This is a genomic window from Sinorhizobium sp. M4_45 (genome assembly GCF_002885915.1).
GTDB lineage: Bacteria > Pseudomonadota > Alphaproteobacteria > Rhizobiales > Rhizobiaceae > Sinorhizobium > Sinorhizobium meliloti_A.
On record NZ_NWVE01000001.1, the window covers coordinates 753,670 to 773,164 of the forward strand.

Annotated in this window: 19 protein-coding genes; 8 read left to right on the forward strand and 11 right to left on the reverse strand. The window is 60.7% G+C overall.

The window, feature by feature from the left end:
• Positions 1–14: 14 nt before the first annotated feature.
• Together mgrA and CN933_RS03815 are read left to right on the forward strand one after the other, a co-directional pair.
• Positions 15–1,043, forward strand: a complete 1,029-nt coding sequence (gene mgrA, locus CN933_RS03810; protein ID WP_018095218.1) for an L-glyceraldehyde 3-phosphate reductase — start codon at positions 15–17, stop codon at positions 1,041–1,043.
• Between the two features lie 290 nt (positions 1,044–1,333).
• Complete coding sequence (locus tag CN933_RS03815) at positions 1,334–2,440, forward strand: TRAP transporter substrate-binding protein (protein ID WP_100673719.1); 1,107 nt, start codon at positions 1,334–1,336, stop codon at positions 2,438–2,440.
• Between the two features lie 206 nt (positions 2,441–2,646).
• Here the strand turns inward: CN933_RS03815 and CN933_RS03820 are convergent, their stop codons facing one another.
• From CN933_RS03820 to relB, 5 genes are all read right to left on the reverse strand, one after another.
• Entirely contained in the window at positions 2,647–3,432 is a 786-nt protein-coding gene (locus CN933_RS03820) for an ABC transporter permease (protein ID WP_018095216.1), read from the reverse strand.
• Positions 3,429–4,610 (reverse strand): ABC transporter permease, encoded by a 1,182-nt coding sequence (locus tag CN933_RS03825; RefSeq protein WP_018095215.1) that lies wholly within the window; start codon positions 4,608–4,610, stop codon positions 3,429–3,431. Before CN933_RS03825 ends, CN933_RS03820 begins: the two co-directional genes overlap by 4 nt.
• Entirely contained in the window at positions 4,607–5,671 is a 1,065-nt protein-coding gene (locus CN933_RS03830) for an ABC transporter ATP-binding protein (RefSeq protein ID WP_018095214.1), read from the reverse strand. Before CN933_RS03830 ends, CN933_RS03825 begins: the two co-directional genes overlap by 4 nt.
• Before the next feature lie 107 nt (positions 5,672–5,778).
• Positions 5,779–6,819 (reverse strand): ABC transporter substrate-binding protein, encoded by a 1,041-nt coding sequence (locus tag CN933_RS03835; protein WP_018095213.1) that lies wholly within the window; start codon positions 6,817–6,819, stop codon positions 5,779–5,781.
• 117 nt (positions 6,820–6,936) lie between these two features.
• The gene (relB, locus tag CN933_RS03840; RefSeq protein ID WP_018095212.1) at positions 6,937–7,485 is read right to left on the reverse strand and encodes a type II toxin-antitoxin system RelB family anti-toxin; all 549 of its coding nucleotides are present in this window, start codon (positions 7,483–7,485) and stop codon (positions 6,937–6,939) included.
• Between the two features lie 179 nt (positions 7,486–7,664).
• Here relB and hisD point away from each other — a divergent pair, with 179 nt between their 5' ends.
• Positions 7,665–8,963, forward strand: a complete 1,299-nt coding sequence (gene hisD / locus CN933_RS03845; protein WP_018095211.1) for a histidinol dehydrogenase — start codon at positions 7,665–7,667, stop codon at positions 8,961–8,963.
• A 103-nt stretch (positions 8,964–9,066) separates the two neighbouring features.
• Here the strand turns inward: hisD and CN933_RS03850 are convergent, their stop codons facing one another.
• Both CN933_RS03850 and CN933_RS03855 read right to left on the reverse strand, forming a co-directional pair.
• Positions 9,067–10,860 (reverse strand): TRAP transporter large permease, encoded by a 1,794-nt coding sequence (locus CN933_RS03850; RefSeq protein WP_018095210.1) that lies wholly within the window; start codon positions 10,858–10,860, stop codon positions 9,067–9,069.
• On the reverse strand, positions 10,857–11,432 hold the full coding sequence (locus CN933_RS03855; protein ID WP_018095209.1) for a TRAP transporter small permease subunit: 576 nt from the start codon (positions 11,430–11,432) through the stop codon (positions 10,857–10,859). The genes CN933_RS03850 and CN933_RS03855 overlap by 4 nt, the downstream gene beginning before the upstream one ends.
• 347 nt (positions 11,433–11,779) lie before the next feature.
• On the opposite strand from CN933_RS03855, the gene CN933_RS03860 reads away from it, so the two are divergent.
• A complete protein-coding gene (locus CN933_RS03860; RefSeq protein WP_026168624.1) occupies positions 11,780–13,405 on the forward strand; it encodes a glycoside hydrolase family 43 protein in 1,626 nt (541 codons plus the stop codon).
• A 128-nt stretch (positions 13,406–13,533) separates the two neighbouring features.
• Positions 13,534–13,914, forward strand: a complete 381-nt coding sequence (locus CN933_RS03865; protein WP_018095207.1) for an RcnB family protein — start codon at positions 13,534–13,536, stop codon at positions 13,912–13,914.
• Positions 13,915–14,022: 108 nt separating this feature from the next.
• Here CN933_RS03865 and znuA read toward each other — a convergent pair whose 3' ends face one another.
• Positions 14,023–15,036: a zinc ABC transporter substrate-binding protein ZnuA gene (gene znuA, locus CN933_RS03870; RefSeq protein WP_018095206.1), complete on the reverse strand. Its 1,014-nt coding sequence runs from the start codon at positions 15,034–15,036 to the stop codon at positions 14,023–14,025.
• Positions 15,037–15,179: 143 nt separating this feature from the next.
• Between znuA and CN933_RS03875 the strand changes: the two genes are divergently transcribed.
• The 3 genes from CN933_RS03875 to CN933_RS03885 are packed head-to-tail and all read left to right on the forward strand — an operon-like array spanning position 15,180 to position 17,300.
• Positions 15,180–16,085 (forward strand): metal ABC transporter ATP-binding protein, encoded by a 906-nt coding sequence (locus tag CN933_RS03875; RefSeq protein ID WP_102761301.1) that lies wholly within the window; start codon positions 15,180–15,182, stop codon positions 16,083–16,085.
• On the forward strand, positions 16,078–16,905 hold the full coding sequence (gene znuB, locus CN933_RS03880) for a zinc ABC transporter permease subunit ZnuB (RefSeq protein WP_018095204.1): 828 nt from the start codon (positions 16,078–16,080) through the stop codon (positions 16,903–16,905). Before CN933_RS03875 ends, znuB begins: the two co-directional genes overlap by 8 nt.
• Positions 16,905–17,300, forward strand: coding sequence for a Fur family transcriptional regulator (locus tag CN933_RS03885; RefSeq protein ID WP_003536852.1), 396 nt, complete (start codon positions 16,905–16,907; stop codon positions 17,298–17,300). The genes znuB and CN933_RS03885 overlap by 1 nt, the downstream gene beginning before the upstream one ends.
• 9 nt (positions 17,301–17,309) lie before the next feature.
• On the opposite strand, the gene CN933_RS03890 is transcribed toward CN933_RS03885, so the two are convergent.
• The 3 genes from CN933_RS03890 to CN933_RS03900 all read right to left on the reverse strand — a co-directional run bounded on the left by CN933_RS03890 (position 17,310) and on the right by CN933_RS03900 (position 18,973).
• Complete coding sequence (locus CN933_RS03890; protein ID WP_018095203.1) at positions 17,310–17,840, reverse strand: gamma carbonic anhydrase family protein; 531 nt, start codon at positions 17,838–17,840, stop codon at positions 17,310–17,312.
• A gap of 49 nt (positions 17,841–17,889) precedes the next feature.
• Complete coding sequence (locus CN933_RS03895; RefSeq protein WP_102761302.1) at positions 17,890–18,576, reverse strand: fumarylacetoacetate hydrolase family protein; 687 nt, start codon at positions 18,574–18,576, stop codon at positions 17,890–17,892.
• A 187-nt stretch (positions 18,577–18,763) separates the two neighbouring features.
• Positions 18,764–18,973, reverse strand: a complete 210-nt coding sequence (locus CN933_RS03900; protein WP_003536846.1) for a hypothetical protein — start codon at positions 18,971–18,973, stop codon at positions 18,764–18,766.
• Positions 18,974–19,495 lie beyond the last annotated feature (522 nt).

Genomic DNA, 19,495 nt, shown 5'->3' on the forward strand with positions numbered 1-19,495 from the left:
GAGGAACACGAGTCATGGCCTGGCAACCGGCGGAAAACAGATACGAGAAGATGAAGTACAATCGCTGCGGCCGGAGCGGCTTGAAGCTCCCGGCGATTTCGCTCGGCCTATGGCACAATTTCGGTGGCGACACGCCGCACGACCGCAAGGTGGACATGTGCCGCACGGCCTTCGACCTCGGCATCACCCATTTCGATCTGGCGAATAATTACGGTCCGCCGCCCGGCTCTGCCGAAATCGCCTTCGGCGAGATCATGCGCACAGATTTCGCCGGCCTCCGCGACGAACTCATCATCTCGTCCAAGGCGGGTTATGATATGTGGCCCGGCCCCTATGGGGAGTGGGGCAGCCGGAAATATCTTGTCGCCTCTTGCGACCAGAGCCTCAAACGCATGGGGCTCGATTATGTCGACATCTTCTATTCCCATCGCTTCGATCCGGATACGCCCCTCGAAGAGACTTGCGGTGCGCTCGATCACATCGTCCGTTCGGGGCGTGCGCTCTATGTCGGCATTTCCTCCTACAACTCGCAGCGTACCCGCGAGGCGGCGGCGATCCTGAAGGAGATGGGCACGCCCTGTCTCATCCACCAGCCGAGCTATTCGATGCTTAACCGTTGGGTCGAGGATGACGGCCTCGTCGACACGCTGGAGGAGCTCGGCATCGGCTCGATCGTCTTTTCGCCGCTCGCGCAGGGCATGCTGACGACGAAGTACCTGAGCGGCATTCCCGAGGACAGCCGCGCCGCGCAGAACCACTTCCTCAAGAAGGATTTCATCCGTCCGGGGATCATCGACAATATCCGCAAGCTGAACGCGATCGCCGAACGGCGCGGCCAGACGCTCGCTCAGATGGCACTCGCCTGGGTGCTGCGCGGCGGCCGCATCACCTCGGCGCTGATCGGCGCCAGCCGTTCCGCACAGATCGTCGATTGCGTCAAGGCGCTGGAAAACGACGCTTTCACATCAGAGGAACTGAGCGAAATCGACCTTTACGCACGCGAGGCCGACGTCAATCTCTGGGCCAGATCCGCCGAGCTCTGAATCGGTTCGAATGCATTGATTTGCCTCGATTTTGGGCAATTTCCAACCGCTTGCGACGTCTTATACAAAAGTCGAAGAAGACGCCGCAACACGGTCGCTGGACATGCATTATCGATTATGTATGGTGCACGTGTGCCGCGGTGCGCAAAGCCTTCGCGGGCTTCGGCGTTGTCGGCACTAACGAGGAGGAAAGAGACCTTGCGACGTCCCGGATGGGCGGACGGGGGCTCGATGGGCAGTGACGCGGCCGATCCGTGTCGCACTGCTCATGGCGGGAACAGGGAGGAACCATGGATCGCCGTTCATTCATCAAACATGCGAGCATCGGCGGCCTTGGTGCGGCTGCTGCATCGACGCTGGCTGCGCCGGCCGTTGCGCAGACCAATCCGAAGGTCACCTGGCGCTTGACGTCGTCCTTCCCGAAATCGCTGGATACGATCTATGGCGGCGCGGAAGTGCTGTCGAAATACGTGTCCGAAGCTACCGACGGAAATTTTCAGATCCAGGTCTTCGCCGCCGGCGAAATCGTCCCGGGCCTGCAGGCAGCGGATGCGGCGGCTGCCGGGACCGTCGAAGCGTGCCATACGGTAGCCTATTATTACTGGGGTAAGGATCCGACCTGGGCGCTGGGCGCAGCCGTGCCTTTCGCACTCAATGCCCGCGGCATGAACGCCTGGCACTATCATGGCGGCGGCATCGACCTCTTCAACGAGTTTCTGGGAACCCAGGGCCTCGTCGGCTTCCCGGGCGGCAATACCGGCGTTCAGATGGGCGGCTGGTTCCGCAAGGAAATCAAGACCGTGGCCGACATGAAGGGCCTGAAGATGCGCGTCGGAGGGTTCGCCGGCAAGGTCATGGAACGCCTCGGAGTCGTTCCGCAGCAGCTCGCCGGCGGCGACATCTATCCGGCGCTCGAAAAAGGCACGATCGACGCGGCCGAATGGGTCGGTCCCTATGACGACGAGAAGCTCGGTTTCTACAAGGTCGCGCCCTATTACTACTATCCCGGCTGGTGGGAAGGCGGTCCGACCGTGCATGCCATGTTCAACAAGGCAGCCTTCGACGGCCTGCCGAAGGCTTATCAGTCGCTCCTGCGGACGGCCTGCCAGGCGACCGACGCGAACATGCTGCAGAAGTACGACTATCTCAACCCGTCCGCGATCAAGCGCCTCGTCGCGGCGGGGGCGAAGCTGAGCCCGTTCAGCCCGGAAATCCTGTCGGCCTGCTTCGACGAGTCCAACAAGGTTTACGCGGAAATGGAAGCGTCGAACGCGCCATTCAAGAAGATCTGGGAATCGATCAAAGCCTTCCGCGCGGAGTATTTCCTCAACGCACAGATTGCGGAATACAACTACGACACCTTCATGATGATCCAGCAGCGGAACGGCAAGATCTGACGCTGCGCTGAGGGGCACTTTTTCGAAATTGCCCCTCATCCCGCTGCCGCGACCTTCTCCCCGTTTGACGGGGAGAAGGGACTAGCTGCAGGTGAGTTGCTTCCCATCAAGCCATTTGAGGACCGGAACATTGCCGCGGGTCCCCTTCGGCGCGCTTGCGTGCAGGCTTTGCGTCGTGGCCTTTTATGAAAGTGCGCCGATCCAGCTCATGCGACCTGCCGCTTCCTTCGAACGAAGTGAGCCAAGGCTGCAATCAGGACGGTGCCTACGATGAACAGGAATGCGGCGGCAGCAATGGCGGGGCTGATGTTCTCGCGGATCGTGGAGAACATTTGCCGTGCAACGGTTCTCTGGTTGGGACCCGCGACGAACAGCGTCAGCACCACCTCATCCAGCGAGGTCGCAAACGCGAAGACTGCTCCTGAAATGATTCCGGGCATGGCCAAAGGCAGTGTAACCGTCTTGAGAACGACCGCCGGCGATGCCCCGAGGCTGGCCGCAGCGTTTTCAAGCCGACGGTCTATGCCCTGTAGCGCGGCCGTGACGTTCACCACCACGAACGGGATGGCGATCACCGTATGAGCTATGATCACTCCCAGATAGGTATTCGCGAGCCCATACTGGGCGAACATCAACTGCATACCGACGCCCAGCACCACCGCTGGAACCACCATCGGAAGCAGGAACACCGTGCGGAAAAAACCGAACAGGAGCGATACGGATTTTCCGCGAAGCCCAAGCGAGGCGACCGTACCCAGCACGGTGGCAAGCACCGTCGTTCCTGCTCCGATGATCAGGCTGTTGATAATCGAGCGCCGCCAGGCGTCGGCAGTGAACAATTCATCGAACCACCTCAACGAAAAATCAGGGATCGGATAGTTGAGGAATACGCTGTCGGTGAAGGCCAGCGGCAGGATCGCAAATAGCGGGGCCATGAGAAAGATGACGACGGCCGAGCCGAATATCGCCCTGGACAGGGAAAGCGTCCTCATGCCCTGGCCTCCTCGGATGAGAGCCGCAGGTAGACGACGTAAAGGATGATCGTTGCGGTCAGGAGAACGATCCCGAGCGCGCCTGCCATGCCCCAGTTGGCCGCGCCCGTTGCATAGTAGGCGATCACGGCGCTGATCATCTGATCCTTTGCGCCGCCAATCAGTGCAGGTGTGATGTAGTACCCAAGGGCGCTCATGAACACGAGCAACGATCCGGACACGACGCCTCGCATGCTGAGTGGCAGAAGCACCGAAAGGAATGATCGGAAAGGTGACGCGCCAAGTGAGGCCGCGGCTGGCATCAGGTTCTTGGGAATGCCGATCAAAACACTGAAGATCGGCAATACCATGAAGGGAAGCAGGACATGGGTCATGGCGATGACGACGCCTAACCGATTGAATATCAAAGGCAATGGCCCGTCCGTCAGGCCGATTGCCTGGAGCGTCATATTGATCAGACCATTGTCTTGCAGAATGATGTACCAGGCGGCCGTTCTGACGAGGAGCGATGTCCAAAGCGGGAGCAGAACCGCTCCAAGCAGGAGTTGACGCCTCCAGCCAGTGGTCGAGGCGGCCACCATCGCGAAGGGCAAGCCGATCAAAACGGTGCAGACGGTCACCATGCCCGCCATGACGATGGTGCGAAGCAGCGTTTCGCGGTTTGCCGAAGTCCCGGCCGGCGCGTCGACCACGTTGCCATTCTTGTCACGCGTCAGGTCGACAGCCGCAAGAAGATTTCGGTCGGTGACAGGCGAGCTTGCGGCGTCCTGCACTGCAATCCAGAATGCCGGGTCGTTCCATCGCCGATCGACGGAGGTGAGGTCACCGAGGCTAGGGTCATCGGCAACGGCCGTCCTGGTCTTGCTCATCAATGTTCGAAAACCCGACTTCGCGCTGTTCAGCCGGCGAACGAGGTCACCAAACAATTCGTCGTCCTGTATTCCGTGAATGTCTACGACCAGCGCTCTCTGCGCCTCCACCGGCGGAGCGCTCGAGCGGTCCCATCCGTCGAGGGCAGCAGCTACGGTAGGTAGCGCGCGAGACGCGACGGGATCGGAAACGGCAGTCTTCATCATGGTTCCCAAAGGGACGACGAAAAAGAACAGAAGGAATAGCGCCAAGGGCGCAATCAGGACGAACGATTTGGCATGCTGCAGGAACCGGGAGCGTTGCTTCATGCGACGATCCAGCATTGTTCGGGTGAGAACGAGGCGACCGCCTCATCACCGATCCGAGGCGTGGTTGCTTTCCTTGTAGACTTGATGACGAGAGACCCGTTTGCCGCCTCGACGACGACCTGCAGGTGGTCACCGCGATAGACCACGTCAGACACCCTGACCTTCAATTCATTCCTCGACCCGTCGGAAGAACCGAGTTCGATGCGCTCGGGCCGGACCGAGACTTTCACGTGCTTGCCCGGTTCGTGCTTTGCGGCTGACGCGACCTGGAGTTGCTGGCCGCCATCGACCGCAATACCCAGCAAACCGTTTTCGGACGTCGTCACTTTGCCGCTGAGCAAGTTGGTTTCGCCAATGAATTCGGCGACGAATTGCGTCGTCGGACGGTCATAAATTTCGGAAGGCGTGCCGATCTGCTCGATCTTTCCGTGATTGAAAATGGCGATTCTGTCCGACATCGTCAGCGCTTCGGCCTGATCATGTGTCACGAAAACAATGGTCAGACCCAATCGATGATGGATATCGCGAATGTCCATCTGCATCTGCTCGCGAAGCTTTTTGTCCAGCGCCCCGAGCGGTTCGTCCATGAGGACCACTTCAGGTTCGAAGACGAGCGCTCGCGCCAGCGCTACACGCTGCTGCTGACCGCCCGACAGCTGGATCGGCCGCCTGTCGTGGAACGCCCCGAGTTGGACCATATCGAGAGCCTTGCCGACGCGATCGGCGATTTCACCGCGGGATACCCGACGCATCTTGAGCGGAAACGCTACATTCTCCGCAACTGTCACAGGGGGGAACAGAGCGTAATTCTGGAAAACCACGCCCATGTTCCGTCTATGGGGCGGCAGTGCATCGACCCGCTTACCCCTGACGGAAATTGACCCGCTGGTGGGGGCCTCGAAGCCTGCCAACATCATCAGAAGTGTAGTCTTGCCTGAACCGGATGGCCCGAGCATGCTGACAAACTCGCCCTTCTCGATAGCCAGGTCCAGTTTATCGACGACGGTCATGGCGCCGAACGCTTTGCTGACTTTGTCAAAGTGAATGAATGCGTTGCCCATCGTCACCTACGCAAAATGGAGGAGGGCCACCCCCCAAACGATCAAAGGGTTATGTTGCCCCATGGATCGGGGCAACAGAGCGGCGGTAAATTAACTGCGACGATCGCCTATTGAGCCAGCCAGGCGTTGAAGCGCTGGGTGAGCTCTTCCGAGTTGTCTGTCCAGAAGTCTACGTCGAGAGCGACGGCACCATTCAGGTTCTCTTCCGTCGTCGGCAGCTCCTTCTGGAACTGTTCCGGGACGAGCTTGGTCGCACCAAGATTCGGAAGCCCGTATGCGATATACTCCGGAAGCTTCGCCTGATTTTCAGCCTTGCTCGCGTAGGCGATGAAGTCCATGCCGGCGTCCTTGTTCGGGCTATCCTTCAGGATTACCCAGCTGTCGATTGCATAGACGCTGCCGGGGAAAACGAAACCGAACTTCTTGCCCTCGCTACGATTGATCCCGCTGATGCGGCCGTTATATGCGGACGTCATAACGACCTGGCCGGAAGATAGCAGCTGGAGTGGTTGTGCCCCAGCGTCCCACCAGATGATATCCGCCTTCAGTTCGTCTAGTTTCTTGAATGCGCGATCAACGCCGCCTTCGCCGCTCAGAACGTCGTAAACCTGGTCCGCGGGGACGCCATCTGCCATCAAGGCGAACTCAAGCGCATATTTGGGTCCCTTGCGCAGGCCGCGTTTACCCGGGAATTTCTTCGTGTCCCAGAAATCGGCCCAGGTCTTCGGACCTTCCGCCAGCTTGTCACCATCGTAGGACAGGCCGGTCGACCAGACGATATTGCCGACACCGCAGTCGCTGACGGCCGCCGGGAGATACGCCTCCTTCCCGCCCATCTTCTGCCAGTCGATCTTTTCGTAGATGCCGTCGGCGCAACCAAGAGCCAACTCTTCGGCTTCGACTTCGACGACATCCCAGTTCGGCACGCCGGCCTTCACCTTGGCCTGCAACACGCCGTATCCGCCCTCCCAGCTTTCATCGAGAACGGGCTTTCCAGTTTCCTTCCCGAATGTCTCGAAGAAGATTTTTCTTTGCGCGTCCTGGAAATTCCCACCCCAGGATACGACCGTCAGGTCGCGTGATTGCGCACCGACGACGCTCGTCATCAGGACGCTAGAGGCAATGACAGCAGCTTTAAGGATTTTCATCGAGCCCTCCCCATTAGTGTTTTCGACTGCACGATACAAAGCAGTTTTCAGGGGTTTGGGAAGGGCACTAACCGCTCTGGTCACTATTCTCACCACTCGGATCGAGTGACGCCTGCGTCAATAGGTCGGCGGCGTGATCGCGCTCACTATTTCGCTCGGGCCATCGTGGACGTTGCGGAATCGATGCGGAAGCCGACTATCGAAATAGTAGCCGTCACCCGCGCCCAAGATACGCTTCTGATTGCCCACCGTCACCTCGACGGCTCCGGACAGAACCATGCCGGCCTCCTGTGCCGCATGGGTGAATTCCTCTCCGGTATCTGCGCCGGGCGCGTAACGCTCATGGAGCATAAGCATCTGCCTGTTCGGATGGTCCAGACCAATGACGCGATAGGAAATTGTGTCAGCCTTTCCAATCTCGATGAGGTCGGCCGAGGAATAGAACGGCGTATATGGAAGACTCGATTGCAGGTCGGAAAAGAAACCGGGCAACGTCGTGCCCAGGGCGTCGAGGACCGCGCCGAGAGTGTCGATCGACGGGCTCATTCGGTCTCGCTCGATCAATGAGATCGTAGAATGTGAAATGCCCGACCGCGCAGCCAGTTCTCTGACACCCAAGTCTCGCCTCCGGCGCAGTTCACGAAGTTTGCTTCCGATTTTCGGCATTCGTCGATTCCTTGATCTGATCGGTTCGCCCCAGCATGACACCCCCGGCGCGCGCTTCCTACGTCCTGAGATCGCTGGGCGCGCAAAGTGGTGAGAATACTGAACGGGTGGTTTGCGGGCAATTGCCCGTCTGCCGCGGTTCCACGATGCTGAGACACCACCGCACACAGGAGATTTTAATGACATCGCGTCTCGCCGCATTGAATGACAGGTTCATCCAGATCAAGAAGCCCACCCGTGACGCAGTCTCCGACACGGCTCCGGTCGAGAAGACGGTCAAGGATATCATCGCAAATGTGCGTGAGCGTGGTGACGCCGCTGTTCGCGAATACTCCGCAGCCTTCGATAAAGTGGAGCTTGAAAAATTCGAAGTAAGCGAAGAAGAGAGGCTGAAGGCCGTAGCGGAACTCGATCCGCAGACCCGCGAAGACACCGAATTCGCCATCGCGAACGTCCGCGCCTTTGCCGAAGCTCAGCTCAAGACCATCCTCCCGCTTGAAATCGAGACACTGCCGGGTCTGCACCTCGGCCACCGCGTCATCCCGATCGAAGTCGTGGGGTGCTACGTGCCTGGCGGTCGGTATCCTCTCCTGTCGGCGCCGGTCATGACCATCGTACCGGCTAAGGTCGCCGGCTGCGACCAGGTAATCGCCTGCCTCCCGCCAAACGCACACCCCGCCATGATCGCGGGCTGCCATCTGTCAGGTGCCGATCGCATCTTCCGTGTAGGCGGAGCCCAGGCAATCGCGGCAATGGCATCAGGCACCGAGTCAATCCCGGCGGTCGACAAAATCGTTGGCCCCGGCAACGCATTCGTCAACGAAGCCAAGCGCCAGGTGTTTGGTCAAGTCGGCATCGACCAGCTTGCCGGCCCGAGCGAAATCTTCATCGTCGCCGACGAAACCGGCAATGCTGCTATGATCGCCACCGACCTCCTTGCGCAGGCAGAACACGATGTTCGCACCCGCGTCGGTCTGATCACGACCGACCGCAAGCTCGCGGAAGCTACCCTGGTCGAAGTCGAAAGGCAGTTGCAGGACCTCTCGACTGCCGATGTCGCGTCGGTAGCCTGGAAGGATTATGGGGAGATCACCGTCTGCGAAGACGAAGCAGCGATGATCGCCTATTCAGACTACATCGCAGCCGAGCATCTTCAGGTTCACACCCGGGATCCGCAGGCCACCGCCAAGAAGCTCCGCAACTACGGTTCACTCTTCATCGGCGAACTGGCCAGCGTGGTTTACTCCGACAAATGCTGCGGCACCAATCACACCCTTCCGACCATGGCCGCTGGCCGGTATACGGGTGGGCTCTGGGTCGGCTCCTACGTCAAAATCTGCACGCATCAATGGTTGGATGAACGCGGCGTTGCCGCGGTCGCTCCTGCCGCTGTACGGCAGAGCGCTACAGAACGGCTCGAAGGCCATCGCCGCGCAGCCGCTCTGAGGCTCAGCCCGCGGCAATTCGCTGCCGATTGATCCGTCCTTCCAAATGGGATGATGCAAGAAGCCACCCGGCCGCTGTCGGGTGGCTTCTTGCATCGGCCGACGGTAAGCCGTCGGCCTGCTTGTGGAGCGCACTTCAGTTGAACGACGGCGGTGCGCTGAGATCGGGGGCCGGGTTGTTCTGCTGAGGCGCCGTATTCGGTTGGGCCGGCTGCTGGCCAGCCCCGTCAAGCGGGCTGCCGCTTGGCAGCTGCAAGCCGCCGGGAAGACCGAGGCCGCCGCCGTTGTCGGGCAAGGTCAGGCCGCCTCCGCCGTTGCCGAAGCCCGGAACTTCGATCTTTATCGTCGACGGATCGACGCCGGTGCCGCTGCCTTTGTAATGCAGCACCATCTGCGGGAACATGAGTGTGAGCGCAATCATGATGATCTGTATGCCGACGAAAGGCACTGCGCCCCAATAGATCTGCCCCGTCGTCACCGGCTCCATCTTCTTGCCGGTCACCTTGTCGAGATAGGGCACCCGGGCTGCGACGGAGCGCAGGTAGAAGAGTGCGAAACCGAAGGGCGGATGCATGAAGCTCGTCTGCATGTTGATGCCGAGCAGCACGCCGAACCAGATCAGATCGATGCCCAGCTTGTCGGCCGCCGGTGCGAGCAGCGGCACGATGATGAAAGCGAGCTCGAAGAAATCGAGGAAGAACGCCAGAAAGAAGACGAGCACGTTGACGGCGATCAGGAAACCGATCTCGCCGCCCGGGAGCGCGGTCAGCAGATGTTCCACCCAGAGGTGTCCGTTGACGCCGTAGAAGGTGAGCGAAAAGACCCGGGCGCCGATCAGGATGAACAGCACGAAGGCGGAGAGCCGTGTCGTGGAGGCGAGCGCGGCGCGGACGACCTCCATGTTCAGCCGGCCCTTGGCCGCAGCCATGACAAGGGCGCCGACGGCTCCCATGGCTCCGCCTTCGGTCGGGGTGGCGATGCCGAGGAATATGGTGCCGAGAACCAGGAAGATCAGGGCCAGCGGCGGGATCAGCACGATGATCACCTGCTGGGCCAGACGCGAAAGCGCGTTGATCTTGAGCGCTCTGTCGGCGATGGCGGCCACATATATGACGATGATGCCGACCGTCGCGCCGAGGATGTCAGCGTTTTCCCCTTGTGTCGGCGAAAGGTACAAATGGGCCGCATAGGCTATGGCTGCGGCGACCACCAATGCGACCGCGAGCGAGGTGACGCCGGATCCGAGGGTGCGCGCTTCCAAAGGCAATGCCGGCATGGAGTCCCGCTTCACGAAGGTCATGAGCACGATGTAGCCCATGTACAGGCTGGTCAGGACGAGGCCGGGGATGAGAGCGCCCGCATACATGTCGCCGACCGAGCGGCCGAGCTGGTCCGCGAGAACGATCAGCACCAGCGACGGCGGGATGATCTGCGCGAGCGTGCCCGACGCCGCAATGACGCCGGTGGCGATGCGGCGGTCATAGCCGTAGCGCAGCATGATCGGCAGCGAGATCAGGCCCATGGCGATCACCGAAGCCGCAACGACGCCGGTGGTGGCCGCAAGAAGCGCGCCCACGAAGATGACAGCATAGGCGAGCCCCCCGCGTACGGGACCGAAGAGCTGGCCGATCGTGTCGAGAAGATCCTCGGCCATGCCCGATCGTTCGAGCACTATGCCCATGAAGGTGAAGAAGGGAATGGCGAGGAGCGTGTCGTTCGACATGACCCCCCAGAACCGTTCCGGCAATGCGTTGAGCAGGGGCCAGGAAAGATTGATGGAATCCGACAAGGGCGCGAGTTCGACGCCGATGATGAAGAAGAGGAGACCGTTGGCGGCAAGCGAGAAGGCGACCGGATATCCGAGCAGCAGGAACACGATCAGCGACACGAACATGATCGGCGCCAGGTTTTCAGCGACGAACTCGATCATGAGCGGGCCTCCGGCGATACCGTGTCATCGAGCGGTGCATGAGCCGGAACGTAAGGCGTCGGATCGTCCATGTTTCCGGTCATGATCGCGATCTTCTTGATGATTTCGGATACGCCCTGCAGGGCGAGAAGAACGAAGCCGATCAGCAGGATCGCTTTCGCCGGCCATAGGATGAGCCCGCCGGCGCTCGAGGAAAGTTCGCCCGAGACATAGGACATCCGTACGTAGGGCACGAGGTAATAGAGCATGAGAAGCACGAAGGGCATCAGGAAGAAGACGTGTCCGAAGAGGTCGATCCAGTGCTGTACACGGCGCGAGAACATTCCGTAGACGACGTCGATGCGGATGTGCTCGTTCTGGCTCAGCGTGTAGGCGGCGGCGAACATGAAGGCCGCGCCGAAGAGATACCACTGCGCCTCCAACCATGCATTGGACGACATGTTGAACACTTTTCGGATGACGGCGTTGCCGGCGCTCACGAGCACGGCCACCAGAATAAGCCAAGAGACCGCCTTGCCGACCTTTTCGGTAATGGCGTCGATCAATCGGCTGAAGCCGAGTAACGGTTTCATCGAGTTCCTCCCCGCAATGGTTTTTGTTTTTTTGCCAAGCACAGGCAGAGTGCCCATTTCAAGCCTGCTTTCAAGTGCGATGGCCGATTTTCCGGGATAGGGGCGGGGTCTCAGACGAAAGTCGAATACGGTCCACCGGCGAATGATCAAAACTTAGGCACGCAGGCGCGCTTGCAGCCGATGTTCCGCCGCAGCTTTCGTGGAAAATGAAGCCCGCGCAGGGGATTTCAGGCGATTCGACAGGTGGCAATCTGCCGGATGCCGGTGTCGGAACGCTGCGCGAAAGGTCTTGAAAAGACGGTGAGCTTGGGGCTGGATGCGGCACCGCGAAGAGGGAGATGCAAGAGATGAACGCGACGATCCGGAACCCGATCCTGCCCGGTTTCAATCCGGACCCGTCCATCTGTCGGGTCGGCGAAGACTATTACATCGCGACCTCGACATTCGAATGGTACCCCGGCGTGCAGATTCACCATTCGCGCGATCTCGTGAACTGGCGACTCGTGCGCCGTCCGCTCGAACGCGCAAGTCAGCTCGACATGCGCGGCAATCCCGACAGTTGCGGCGTATGGGCTCCGTGCCTGTCCTATTGCGACGGGCTGTTCTGGCTCGTCTATACCGACGTCAAACGCCTGGACGGCAACTTCAAGGATGCCCACAACTACATCGTGACTGCGGAAGCGGTCGAGGCCACCTGGTCCGATCCGGTCTATGTCAATTCGTCGGGATTCGATCCGTCGCTCTTCCATGACGACGATGGCCGCAAATGGTTTCTCAACATGAAGTGGAACCACCGCTCCGAAAGCTTCGGCGGCTCGCCCAAAAGCCCCGCTTTCGACGGTATCCTCCTGCAGGAATGGGACGAGCGGACCCGCAAGCTCGTAGGCCCGGCGAAGAACATCTTCGCCGGCAGTCCGCTCGGCCTCGTCGAAGGGCCGCATCTCTTCAGACGCGACGGTTGGTATTACCTGACGGTCGCCGAGGGAGGAACAGGTTACGACCACGCCGTGGGCATGGCGCGGTCCCGCACGATCGACGGACCTTACGAGATGCACCCGAATGTTCATCTCATCACATCCAAGGATCACCCGGAGGCGGCTCTCCAACGCGCGGGGCACGGGCAATATGTCGAGACGCCGGACGGCCAAGCCTATCATACGCATCTTTGCGGCCGGCCGCTGCCGCCGCAGCGACGCTGCACGCTCGGCCGCGAGACTGCGCTGCAGAAATGCGTCTGGCGGGAGGACGGATGGCTTTATCTCGAAAATGGCGGCCCGGTTCCCGAGGTGACCGTGCCCGCGCCGGGAGCTGCAGGAACCGTCGCTGAGCGTGTCCTTTTTGAAACGGACTTCGACGAGCAGGTGCTTCCGCCGGAGTTCCAGTGGCTGCGCACCCCGATCCCGGAGCGGATATTCTCGTTAACCGCCCGGACCGGGCATCTCCGGCTCTTCGGCCGCGAGAGCATCGGCAGTTGGTTCGAGCAGGCGCTGGTGGCGCGGCGGCAGGAACATCATTCCTTCCGCGCGGAAGCCGTCGTCGATTTCGCTCCTGACACCTATCAGCAGGTCGCGGGTCTCACGCATTATTATAACCGGCACAAGTTCCATGCCCTTGGCGTCACACGGCACGAAATCCTCGGACGTACCCTCACCGTACTCTCCTGTCCGGGCGATTTTCCGAACGGGCGGTTGACTTATCCGGTCGGCAGCGGCATCGCCGTACCCGACGGTCCAATTCAACTCGCCATGGAGGTGAGAGACAACGATCTCCAGTTCTTTTGGCGGAGGGCGGACCAGGCACAATGGCTGACCATCGGGCCGGTGCTCGACGCCGGCGTGATTTCGGACGAAGGTGGGCGCGGCGAGCACGGTTCCTTCACGGGGGCGTTCGCCGGCATCTTCGCTTTCGACATCTCGGGTTGCGCGATGCCTGCCGATTTCGACCGTTTCCGCTACCAGGCGCTTAGCGTTTGAAATGCGGGAAGTTTATGAGAGAACTCTTATAAGCATCGGTAATCATTACTTATTTGTAATGTCAGGCTTCATATTCGGTTCAGGAAGGGAGGCTTAGTTTCGGGGGGTAATAACGAAAGGAAAACCTCATGAAACGCCTTCTGATCGCGCTCGTCGCCAGCTCGTTCCTCGCCACTCCGATGGCGCTTGCTCAGCCGGCCGGCTCCTTCGAGCTTGCGCAGGCGCATGATCGTAATCGCCACAGGCACGTCGATCGTCATGTCGAGAAACGCGTCGACCGACACGTCGAGAAGCATGTCGAAAAGCGCGTGATCGTCAAAAAGCACCGCTGGGCGCGCGGCCACAGGCTGAGCCCGTCCGAGCGGCGCCACATGGCCTATGTCCGCGACTACCGCCGCTACAAGTTGCGGCCGCCGCCGCGGGGCCAGCAATGGGTGCGCGTCGACAATGACTTTCTGCTGATCAGCCTCGCAACGGGCGTGATCGCAGGCCTCGCATCGGCCTATTGACCTTGCGTGTTCCTTTTTAAGGAACCCGATTTTTCCCTCATCCCTGTGACGAGGACAGGGATGAGGCGATCAAACAAGCGGCGGCGGTGGCCCGAATCTCAACAGGCCTTAGCTCGCCGAAGAAAGGCATTCCTTCAGCGAGACGCCGATGTTTTCCATCATCTGGAAGTAAAGATCCGGTCCGGCGTCGAGGGTGCCGGCTTCCGGATCGAGCGTTCCGGATTTCGCCGGCGTGCCTTCGATGACGACACTGACGAGCTTCGGCTCGAACTGCGGCTCGGCGAAGACGCAAGTCGCGCCCAATTCCTTGATCTTCGCGCGGATCTCGGAGAGCCGTTCCGCGCCGGGCAGCACTTCCGGGCTGACGGTGATCGAACCGGCGACGCGCACCTTATAGCGGTTCTCGAAATACTGATAGGCATCGTGGAAGACGACGAAAGGCTTGTCCTTGATTGCGGCCACCGTCTCGGCGAGACCCTTGTCGAGAGAGTCGATCCGCTCGTTGAACCTCTCCAGATTGGCCTTGTAGGTGGCGGCGTTGGACGGATCGGCCGCGGCCAAAGTCTTCTCGATCTCAGTCGCCATGGCCTTGGCGTTCATCGGATCGAGCCACATATGCATGTCGAATTCGCCTTCGGCGTGATCGTGACCGTCATGCTTGTCGGCATGCTCGCCACCGTCCGCTTCGCCGGCATGGGCATGGCCGTGTTCTTCGTGGCCGGCTTCGCCGCCGTGCCCCTCTTCACCGTGATCATGCCCCTCGAAGGCGCCGCCCTCGCGGAACTTCAGCTTCTCCAGCCCGGGAGCCTCGCCGAGTTCGACCACCTGGGCTCCTGTGCCGAGCGTATCAAGCGGCTTGTCGAGGAAAGCCTCAAGGCCCGGTCCGACCCAGAACACGACCTTTGCCGCCTGCAGTGCCGCGGCGTTCGACGGCTTCATGGTGTAGGTATGAGGGGAGGCACCGCCCTCGACGATGAGCGAGGGTTCGCCGACGCCCTGCATGATCGAGGCGACCAGCGAATGGACCGGCTTGATCGAGACGACCACATTGGGCGCCTCCGCAAATGCGGGGGAGGCAAGGAGAAGCGTTGAGGCGAACAGGAGGGCAGTCGTCGAATTCATCGGTTTCTCCGAATTGTCCGGTTGCTGCAGCCGGCGTTTATGGCCGGGCGTTGCTTGAAACGGCATGGTTATGTTATTACATCAATTGCGTTATGCTATAACGTGTGCGATAGCCAGTGGCAACCACCAGCCGGAACTTTTTGATGCTGAACTTCCGATCACCAGAAACGACGGCTTTGGTCAGCCTCGCCAATGCCGGAGTGCGGCGAAACGGCAGATGGCTGGTGCGCGGCGTCGATTTTTCGATCAGCCGCGGCGAGATCGTCACCCTCATAGGGCCGAACGGGTCTGGAAAATCGACGACGGCGAAGACGGCGATCGGGGTTCTCAAACCGGATGAGGGACACGTCGACCGGCTCGCAGGGCTGAAGGTCGGCTATGTGCCGCAGAAGCTTGCCGTCGACTGGACGCTGCCGCTGACGGTGGAGCGGCTGATGACGCTGACGGGCCCGCTCAAGGGGCGAGAGATCGAGGAGTCGCTCGCAGCGACGGGCATGCTGCACATGGCGAAGGCCGAGGTGCAGCACCTTTCGGGTGGCGAGTTCCAGCGGGCGCTGCTTGCCCGCGCGATCGCCCGCAAACCCGACCTGCTGGTCCTGGACGAGCCGGTGCAGGGAGTCGATTTTTCCGGGGAGATAGCCCTCTACGAATTGATCAAGCAGATCCGCAACCGCACCGGCTGCGGTATCCTGCTCATTTCCCACGATCTCCATATCGTCATGGCGGAAACCGATACGGTCGTCTGCCTCAACGGCCATGTCTGCTGTCGCGGAACGCCGCAGGTGGTGAGCCAGAGTCCGGAATATCTCAAACTCTTCGGCCGCCGGGCCGCCGGCGCGCTTGCGGTTTACAGTCATCACCACGACCATACGCACCTCCCGGACGGGCGGGTGCTGCATGCCGACGGCAGCATCACCGAAAGCTGCTTCCCGGACGACGGCCATCATCATGACGAAGAGGCCGACAACATTCATGATCACGATCCGGACTGCGGCTGCGGCCATCACGCGCGGCTCCAGGGTTACGGGACGGAGAAGCGCGATGCTTGACGATTTCTTCATTCGCGCGCTCGTCGCCGGAATTGGCATCGCCATGGTCGCCGGGCCGCTCGGTTGCTTCGTCATCTGGCGGCGCATGGCCTATTTCGGCGATACGATGGCACATTCGGCGCTGTTGGGGGTGGCGCTCTCGCTGCTCATGGACCTCAACCTCATGGTAAGCGTGTTTATCGTCGCTTCCGCCGTCTCGGTGCTGCTTCTCTTCCTGCAGAAGCGCGGCGCGCTTTCGACCGATGCGCTGCTCGGCATTCTCTCGCACTCGGCGCTGTCGATCGGCCTCGTCATCGTCGCCTTCATGACCTGGGTCCGGATCGACCTCGTCGGCTTCCTCTTCGGCGACATCCTCGCGGTGTCCCGCGCCGATATCGACATCGTGTGGGGCGGTGGCATTCTGGTGATCTTCGCGCTGGTCTATCTCTGGCGGCCGTTGCTCGCATCGACCGTCAATCCGGAACTGGCCGAAGCGGAAGGCCTCGAGCCCGAGAGGGCGCGGTTCTTCTTCATGCTGCTGATGGCTCTGGTGATTGCGATCGCCATGAAGATCGTCGGTATCCTGCTGATCACCTCGCTGCTGATCATACCGGCGGCAACCGCCCGTCGCTTCGCCTCGTCTCCGGAAGTCATGGCTGTCTACGCCTCGCTGATCGGCGCGGTCGCCGTCGCCGGCGGGCTTTTCGGCTCGCTTCACTGGGATACGCCGTCGGGACCGTCTATCGTGGTTGCCGCGCTGGTCCTTTTCGTGCTGAGTCTGCTGCCGGTCGGCCGCCGGATCGCGAGCGCCCCGCATACTTCGGATGGAGGACATCACTGATGGTTACGCCCCAATTGACCAAGAACCAGTCGCTGGTGATGGGGGCGCTTGCCCATTCGGACGGTCCGATGAGCGCTTACACCATTCTCGACAAGCTGCGCGACAATGGCTTTCGCGCGCCGCTGCAGGTCTATCGCGCGCTCGACAAGCTGCTCGAATACGGGCTGGTTCATCGGCTGGAGAGCCTCAACGCTTTCGTGGCCTGCAGCTGCCCGCATGAACACGAGCACGACCACGGCGTCACAGCCTTCACCATCTGCGAAGGCTGCGGCCAGGTGACCGAGTTTCATGACGAGGTGATCGAGGATCGGCTTTCCACGCTCGTGCGCGCGCAGGAGTTCAAGACCGAGAAGACGACGATCGAGATCCGCGGACACTGCAAGAGCTGCGCGTGAGGCCGCGTATCAATCCAGCAGCGTAAGCTGGGCGGCGTAACGCTGCCAATTCTTCACATAATGTTCGGCCGAACGCCTCAATCCCTCGACGGCGGCGTCATCGAGGGTCCGCACCACCTTGGCCGGGGCGCCGACAATGAGAGAATTGTCGGGGAATTCCTTCCCCTCGGTGACCAGCGCGTTGGCGCCGACGAGGCAATTGCGGCCGATCTTCGCACCATTCAATATCGTCGCTCCCATGCCGATCAGCGAATTGTCGCCGATGGTGCAGCCGTGAACGATCGCCCGGTGACCGATGGTGCAGCCTTCGCCTATGGAAACCGGGTGACCGGGATCGACATGGATGATGACGGCCTCCTGGATGTTCGTGCGCGCGCCGATGCGGATCGGCTCGTTGTCGCCGCGCAGCGTCGCGCCGAACCAGATGCCGACGTCCTCGCCGAGCTCAACCTGCCCGATGATGGTTGCGTCCGGCGCCACCCAGTAGCTGCCTTCGGTCGGCGTCTGCGGTCTGAGGGGTCCTAGAGCGTAAAGCGGCATGGCGGCTGCGTCCTTTGATCGAAGGCGGTGATCTTCGCCCTTCCGTTTATCAAACGATGTTGACGGAGATCGCGCCGATCCCGTCGATGCCGCAGGCTACGACATCGCCTTGCGTGACGGCACCCACACCTGACGGCGTTCCGGTCATGATGATGTCGCCCGGTGCGAGAGTGAAGAGGCGGGAAAGCTCGGCGATGATCTCGGGCACCTTCCAGATCATCTGGTCGAGGTCGCCCTGTTGGCGCAGTTCGCCATTGACTTTGAGCCATATATTGCCGCTTGCGGGATGACCGATCGCGGTGACGGGGACGATCGCGGAAACCGGCGCGGAATGCTCGAACGCCTTGGCGGCCGTCCACGGCTTGCCGGCCTTCTTGGCTTCCGCCTGCAGATCCCGGCGGGTGAAGTCGATGCCGACGGCATAACCGAAGATGTGATCGGCGGCCTGCTCGACGGGAATGTCCGCGCCCCCGGTGCGCATGGCGACGACCAGCTCAACCTCGTGATGAACGTCGGAAGAGCGCGTCGGATAGGGAAAATCCTCGCCCGGCGGCAGAAGATTGTCGGCGTTTTTCTGAAAGAAGAAGGGCGCCTCACGGTCCGGGTCGTGACCCATCTCGCGGGCGTGGGCCGCATAGTTGCGGCCGACACAATAGACCCGGCGCACCGGAAACCCGACGGAGCTGCCGGAGATCGGCAGCAGGACGAGGGGCGGGGGTGTCAGGGCTGTCTGCATGATCGTCCGGCTCCATCATTCGGTCTCGGTCTGGCCCGAGCGGTTCGTTCGCAGAAATCGACGCACCAGCACCGCCCCCTAGGTCAGGGCGACGCCGAAGCGAATCTGGAGAGAAGGACGTTAGCAGCCGGACGGGCTGCTGCAATAGGCAGGGCGTGAGAATGATGCCTGAGCCGTGCTCTCGGGGTCAGGCGCAGCGCGCATAGGCCTCTAGTTGGTCACGCGTGAGGAAGCGGCCGTCGGACCGCGAGTTGAGTTCCGGATGACTGTATTCGAGGCTTGGTACCTGGGGAAGCTCAAGGGCCTGGCGCACGGTCATGATGCCGATTTCCTTCCGGCCGCTTTCGCGCTTCATGCTGACTTCGACGATACGATAGAGATTACGCTCTCTCATCATAGCTCTCCCGTATTATTTCTTATGTCCCTCTTTTGATGAAACCTTAAACATTCGATATTGGTTTTTGTAAGACGGAATAGAATATAACGCCGCCAGATGAAGCCTTCACGACAGAAATCGGGCGAATTCGCGAAGATTTCACACTCATTTCGAGGCTGGACCGCGCGATTGCAAAGATCGCATTCTCATATTCGCGGATTAACACACGGGAACGGTTATATTAGAGGTTTCTTTGTTTTTCAAGCCGGCCGGCCGGGTGTGCCCGAATATTGCGCTGCACAAGAATTGTATTACCAATACACTGGGTCCGACTGGAGGCGCCCAGCATCGATCCACCCAGGCGGCGGAAAACCGCAAGCGCAAAGGATCGTTCAGTGTTGCGGTCGCTTGCCCGCATATCGTGAGCTAGGGCCTGTTGAGATTCGGGCCGCCCGCCGCCGCCTGTTTGATTTCCTCATTCCTGTGCTCGTCACAGGAATCCAGCCAGACCAAGTCCTTGGGCTGAAAGAACCCTTCGCGCGC

Coding starts and splice junctions, on each gene's coding strand:
- CN933_RS03830 (WP_018095214.1), bottom strand. CDS start 5,671: ATGGGCAACGCATTCATTCACTTTGACAAAGTCAGCAAAGCGTTCGGC.
- CN933_RS03895 (WP_102761302.1), bottom strand. CDS start 18,576: ATGCAGACAGCCCTGACACCCCCGCCCCTCGTCCTGCTGCCGATCTCC.
- CN933_RS03825 (WP_018095215.1), bottom strand. CDS start 4,610: ATGAAGCAACGCTCCCGGTTCCTGCAGCATGCCAAATCGTTCGTCCTG.
- CN933_RS03860 (WP_026168624.1), top strand. CDS start 11,780: ATGAACGCGACGATCCGGAACCCGATCCTGCCCGGTTTCAATCCGGAC.
- CN933_RS03835 (WP_018095213.1), bottom strand. CDS start 6,819: ATGAAAATCCTTAAAGCTGCTGTCATTGCCTCTAGCGTCCTGATGACG.
- CN933_RS03815 (WP_100673719.1), top strand. CDS start 1,334: ATGGATCGCCGTTCATTCATCAAACATGCGAGCATCGGCGGCCTTGGT.
- CN933_RS03865 (WP_018095207.1), top strand. CDS start 13,534: ATGAAACGCCTTCTGATCGCGCTCGTCGCCAGCTCGTTCCTCGCCACT.
- znuA (WP_018095206.1), bottom strand. CDS start 15,036: ATGAATTCGACGACTGCCCTCCTGTTCGCCTCAACGCTTCTCCTTGCC.
- relB (WP_018095212.1), bottom strand. CDS start 7,485: ATGCCGAAAATCGGAAGCAAACTTCGTGAACTGCGCCGGAGGCGAGAC.
- CN933_RS03885 (WP_003536852.1), top strand. CDS start 16,905: ATGGTTACGCCCCAATTGACCAAGAACCAGTCGCTGGTGATGGGGGCG.
- mgrA (WP_018095218.1), top strand. CDS start 15: ATGGCCTGGCAACCGGCGGAAAACAGATACGAGAAGATGAAGTACAAT.
- znuB (WP_018095204.1), top strand. CDS start 16,078: ATGCTTGACGATTTCTTCATTCGCGCGCTCGTCGCCGGAATTGGCATC.
- CN933_RS03875 (WP_102761301.1), top strand. CDS start 15,180: ATGCTGAACTTCCGATCACCAGAAACGACGGCTTTGGTCAGCCTCGCC.
- hisD (WP_018095211.1), top strand. CDS start 7,665: ATGACATCGCGTCTCGCCGCATTGAATGACAGGTTCATCCAGATCAAG.
- CN933_RS03900 (WP_003536846.1), bottom strand. CDS start 18,973: ATGATGAGAGAGCGTAATCTCTATCGTATCGTCGAAGTCAGCATGAAG.
- CN933_RS03850 (WP_018095210.1), bottom strand. CDS start 10,860: ATGATCGAGTTCGTCGCTGAAAACCTGGCGCCGATCATGTTCGTGTCG.
- CN933_RS03890 (WP_018095203.1), bottom strand. CDS start 17,840: ATGCCGCTTTACGCTCTAGGACCCCTCAGACCGCAGACGCCGACCGAA.
- CN933_RS03855 (WP_018095209.1), bottom strand. CDS start 11,432: ATGAAACCGTTACTCGGCTTCAGCCGATTGATCGACGCCATTACCGAA.
- CN933_RS03820 (WP_018095216.1), bottom strand. CDS start 3,432: ATGAGGACGCTTTCCCTGTCCAGGGCGATATTCGGCTCGGCCGTCGTC.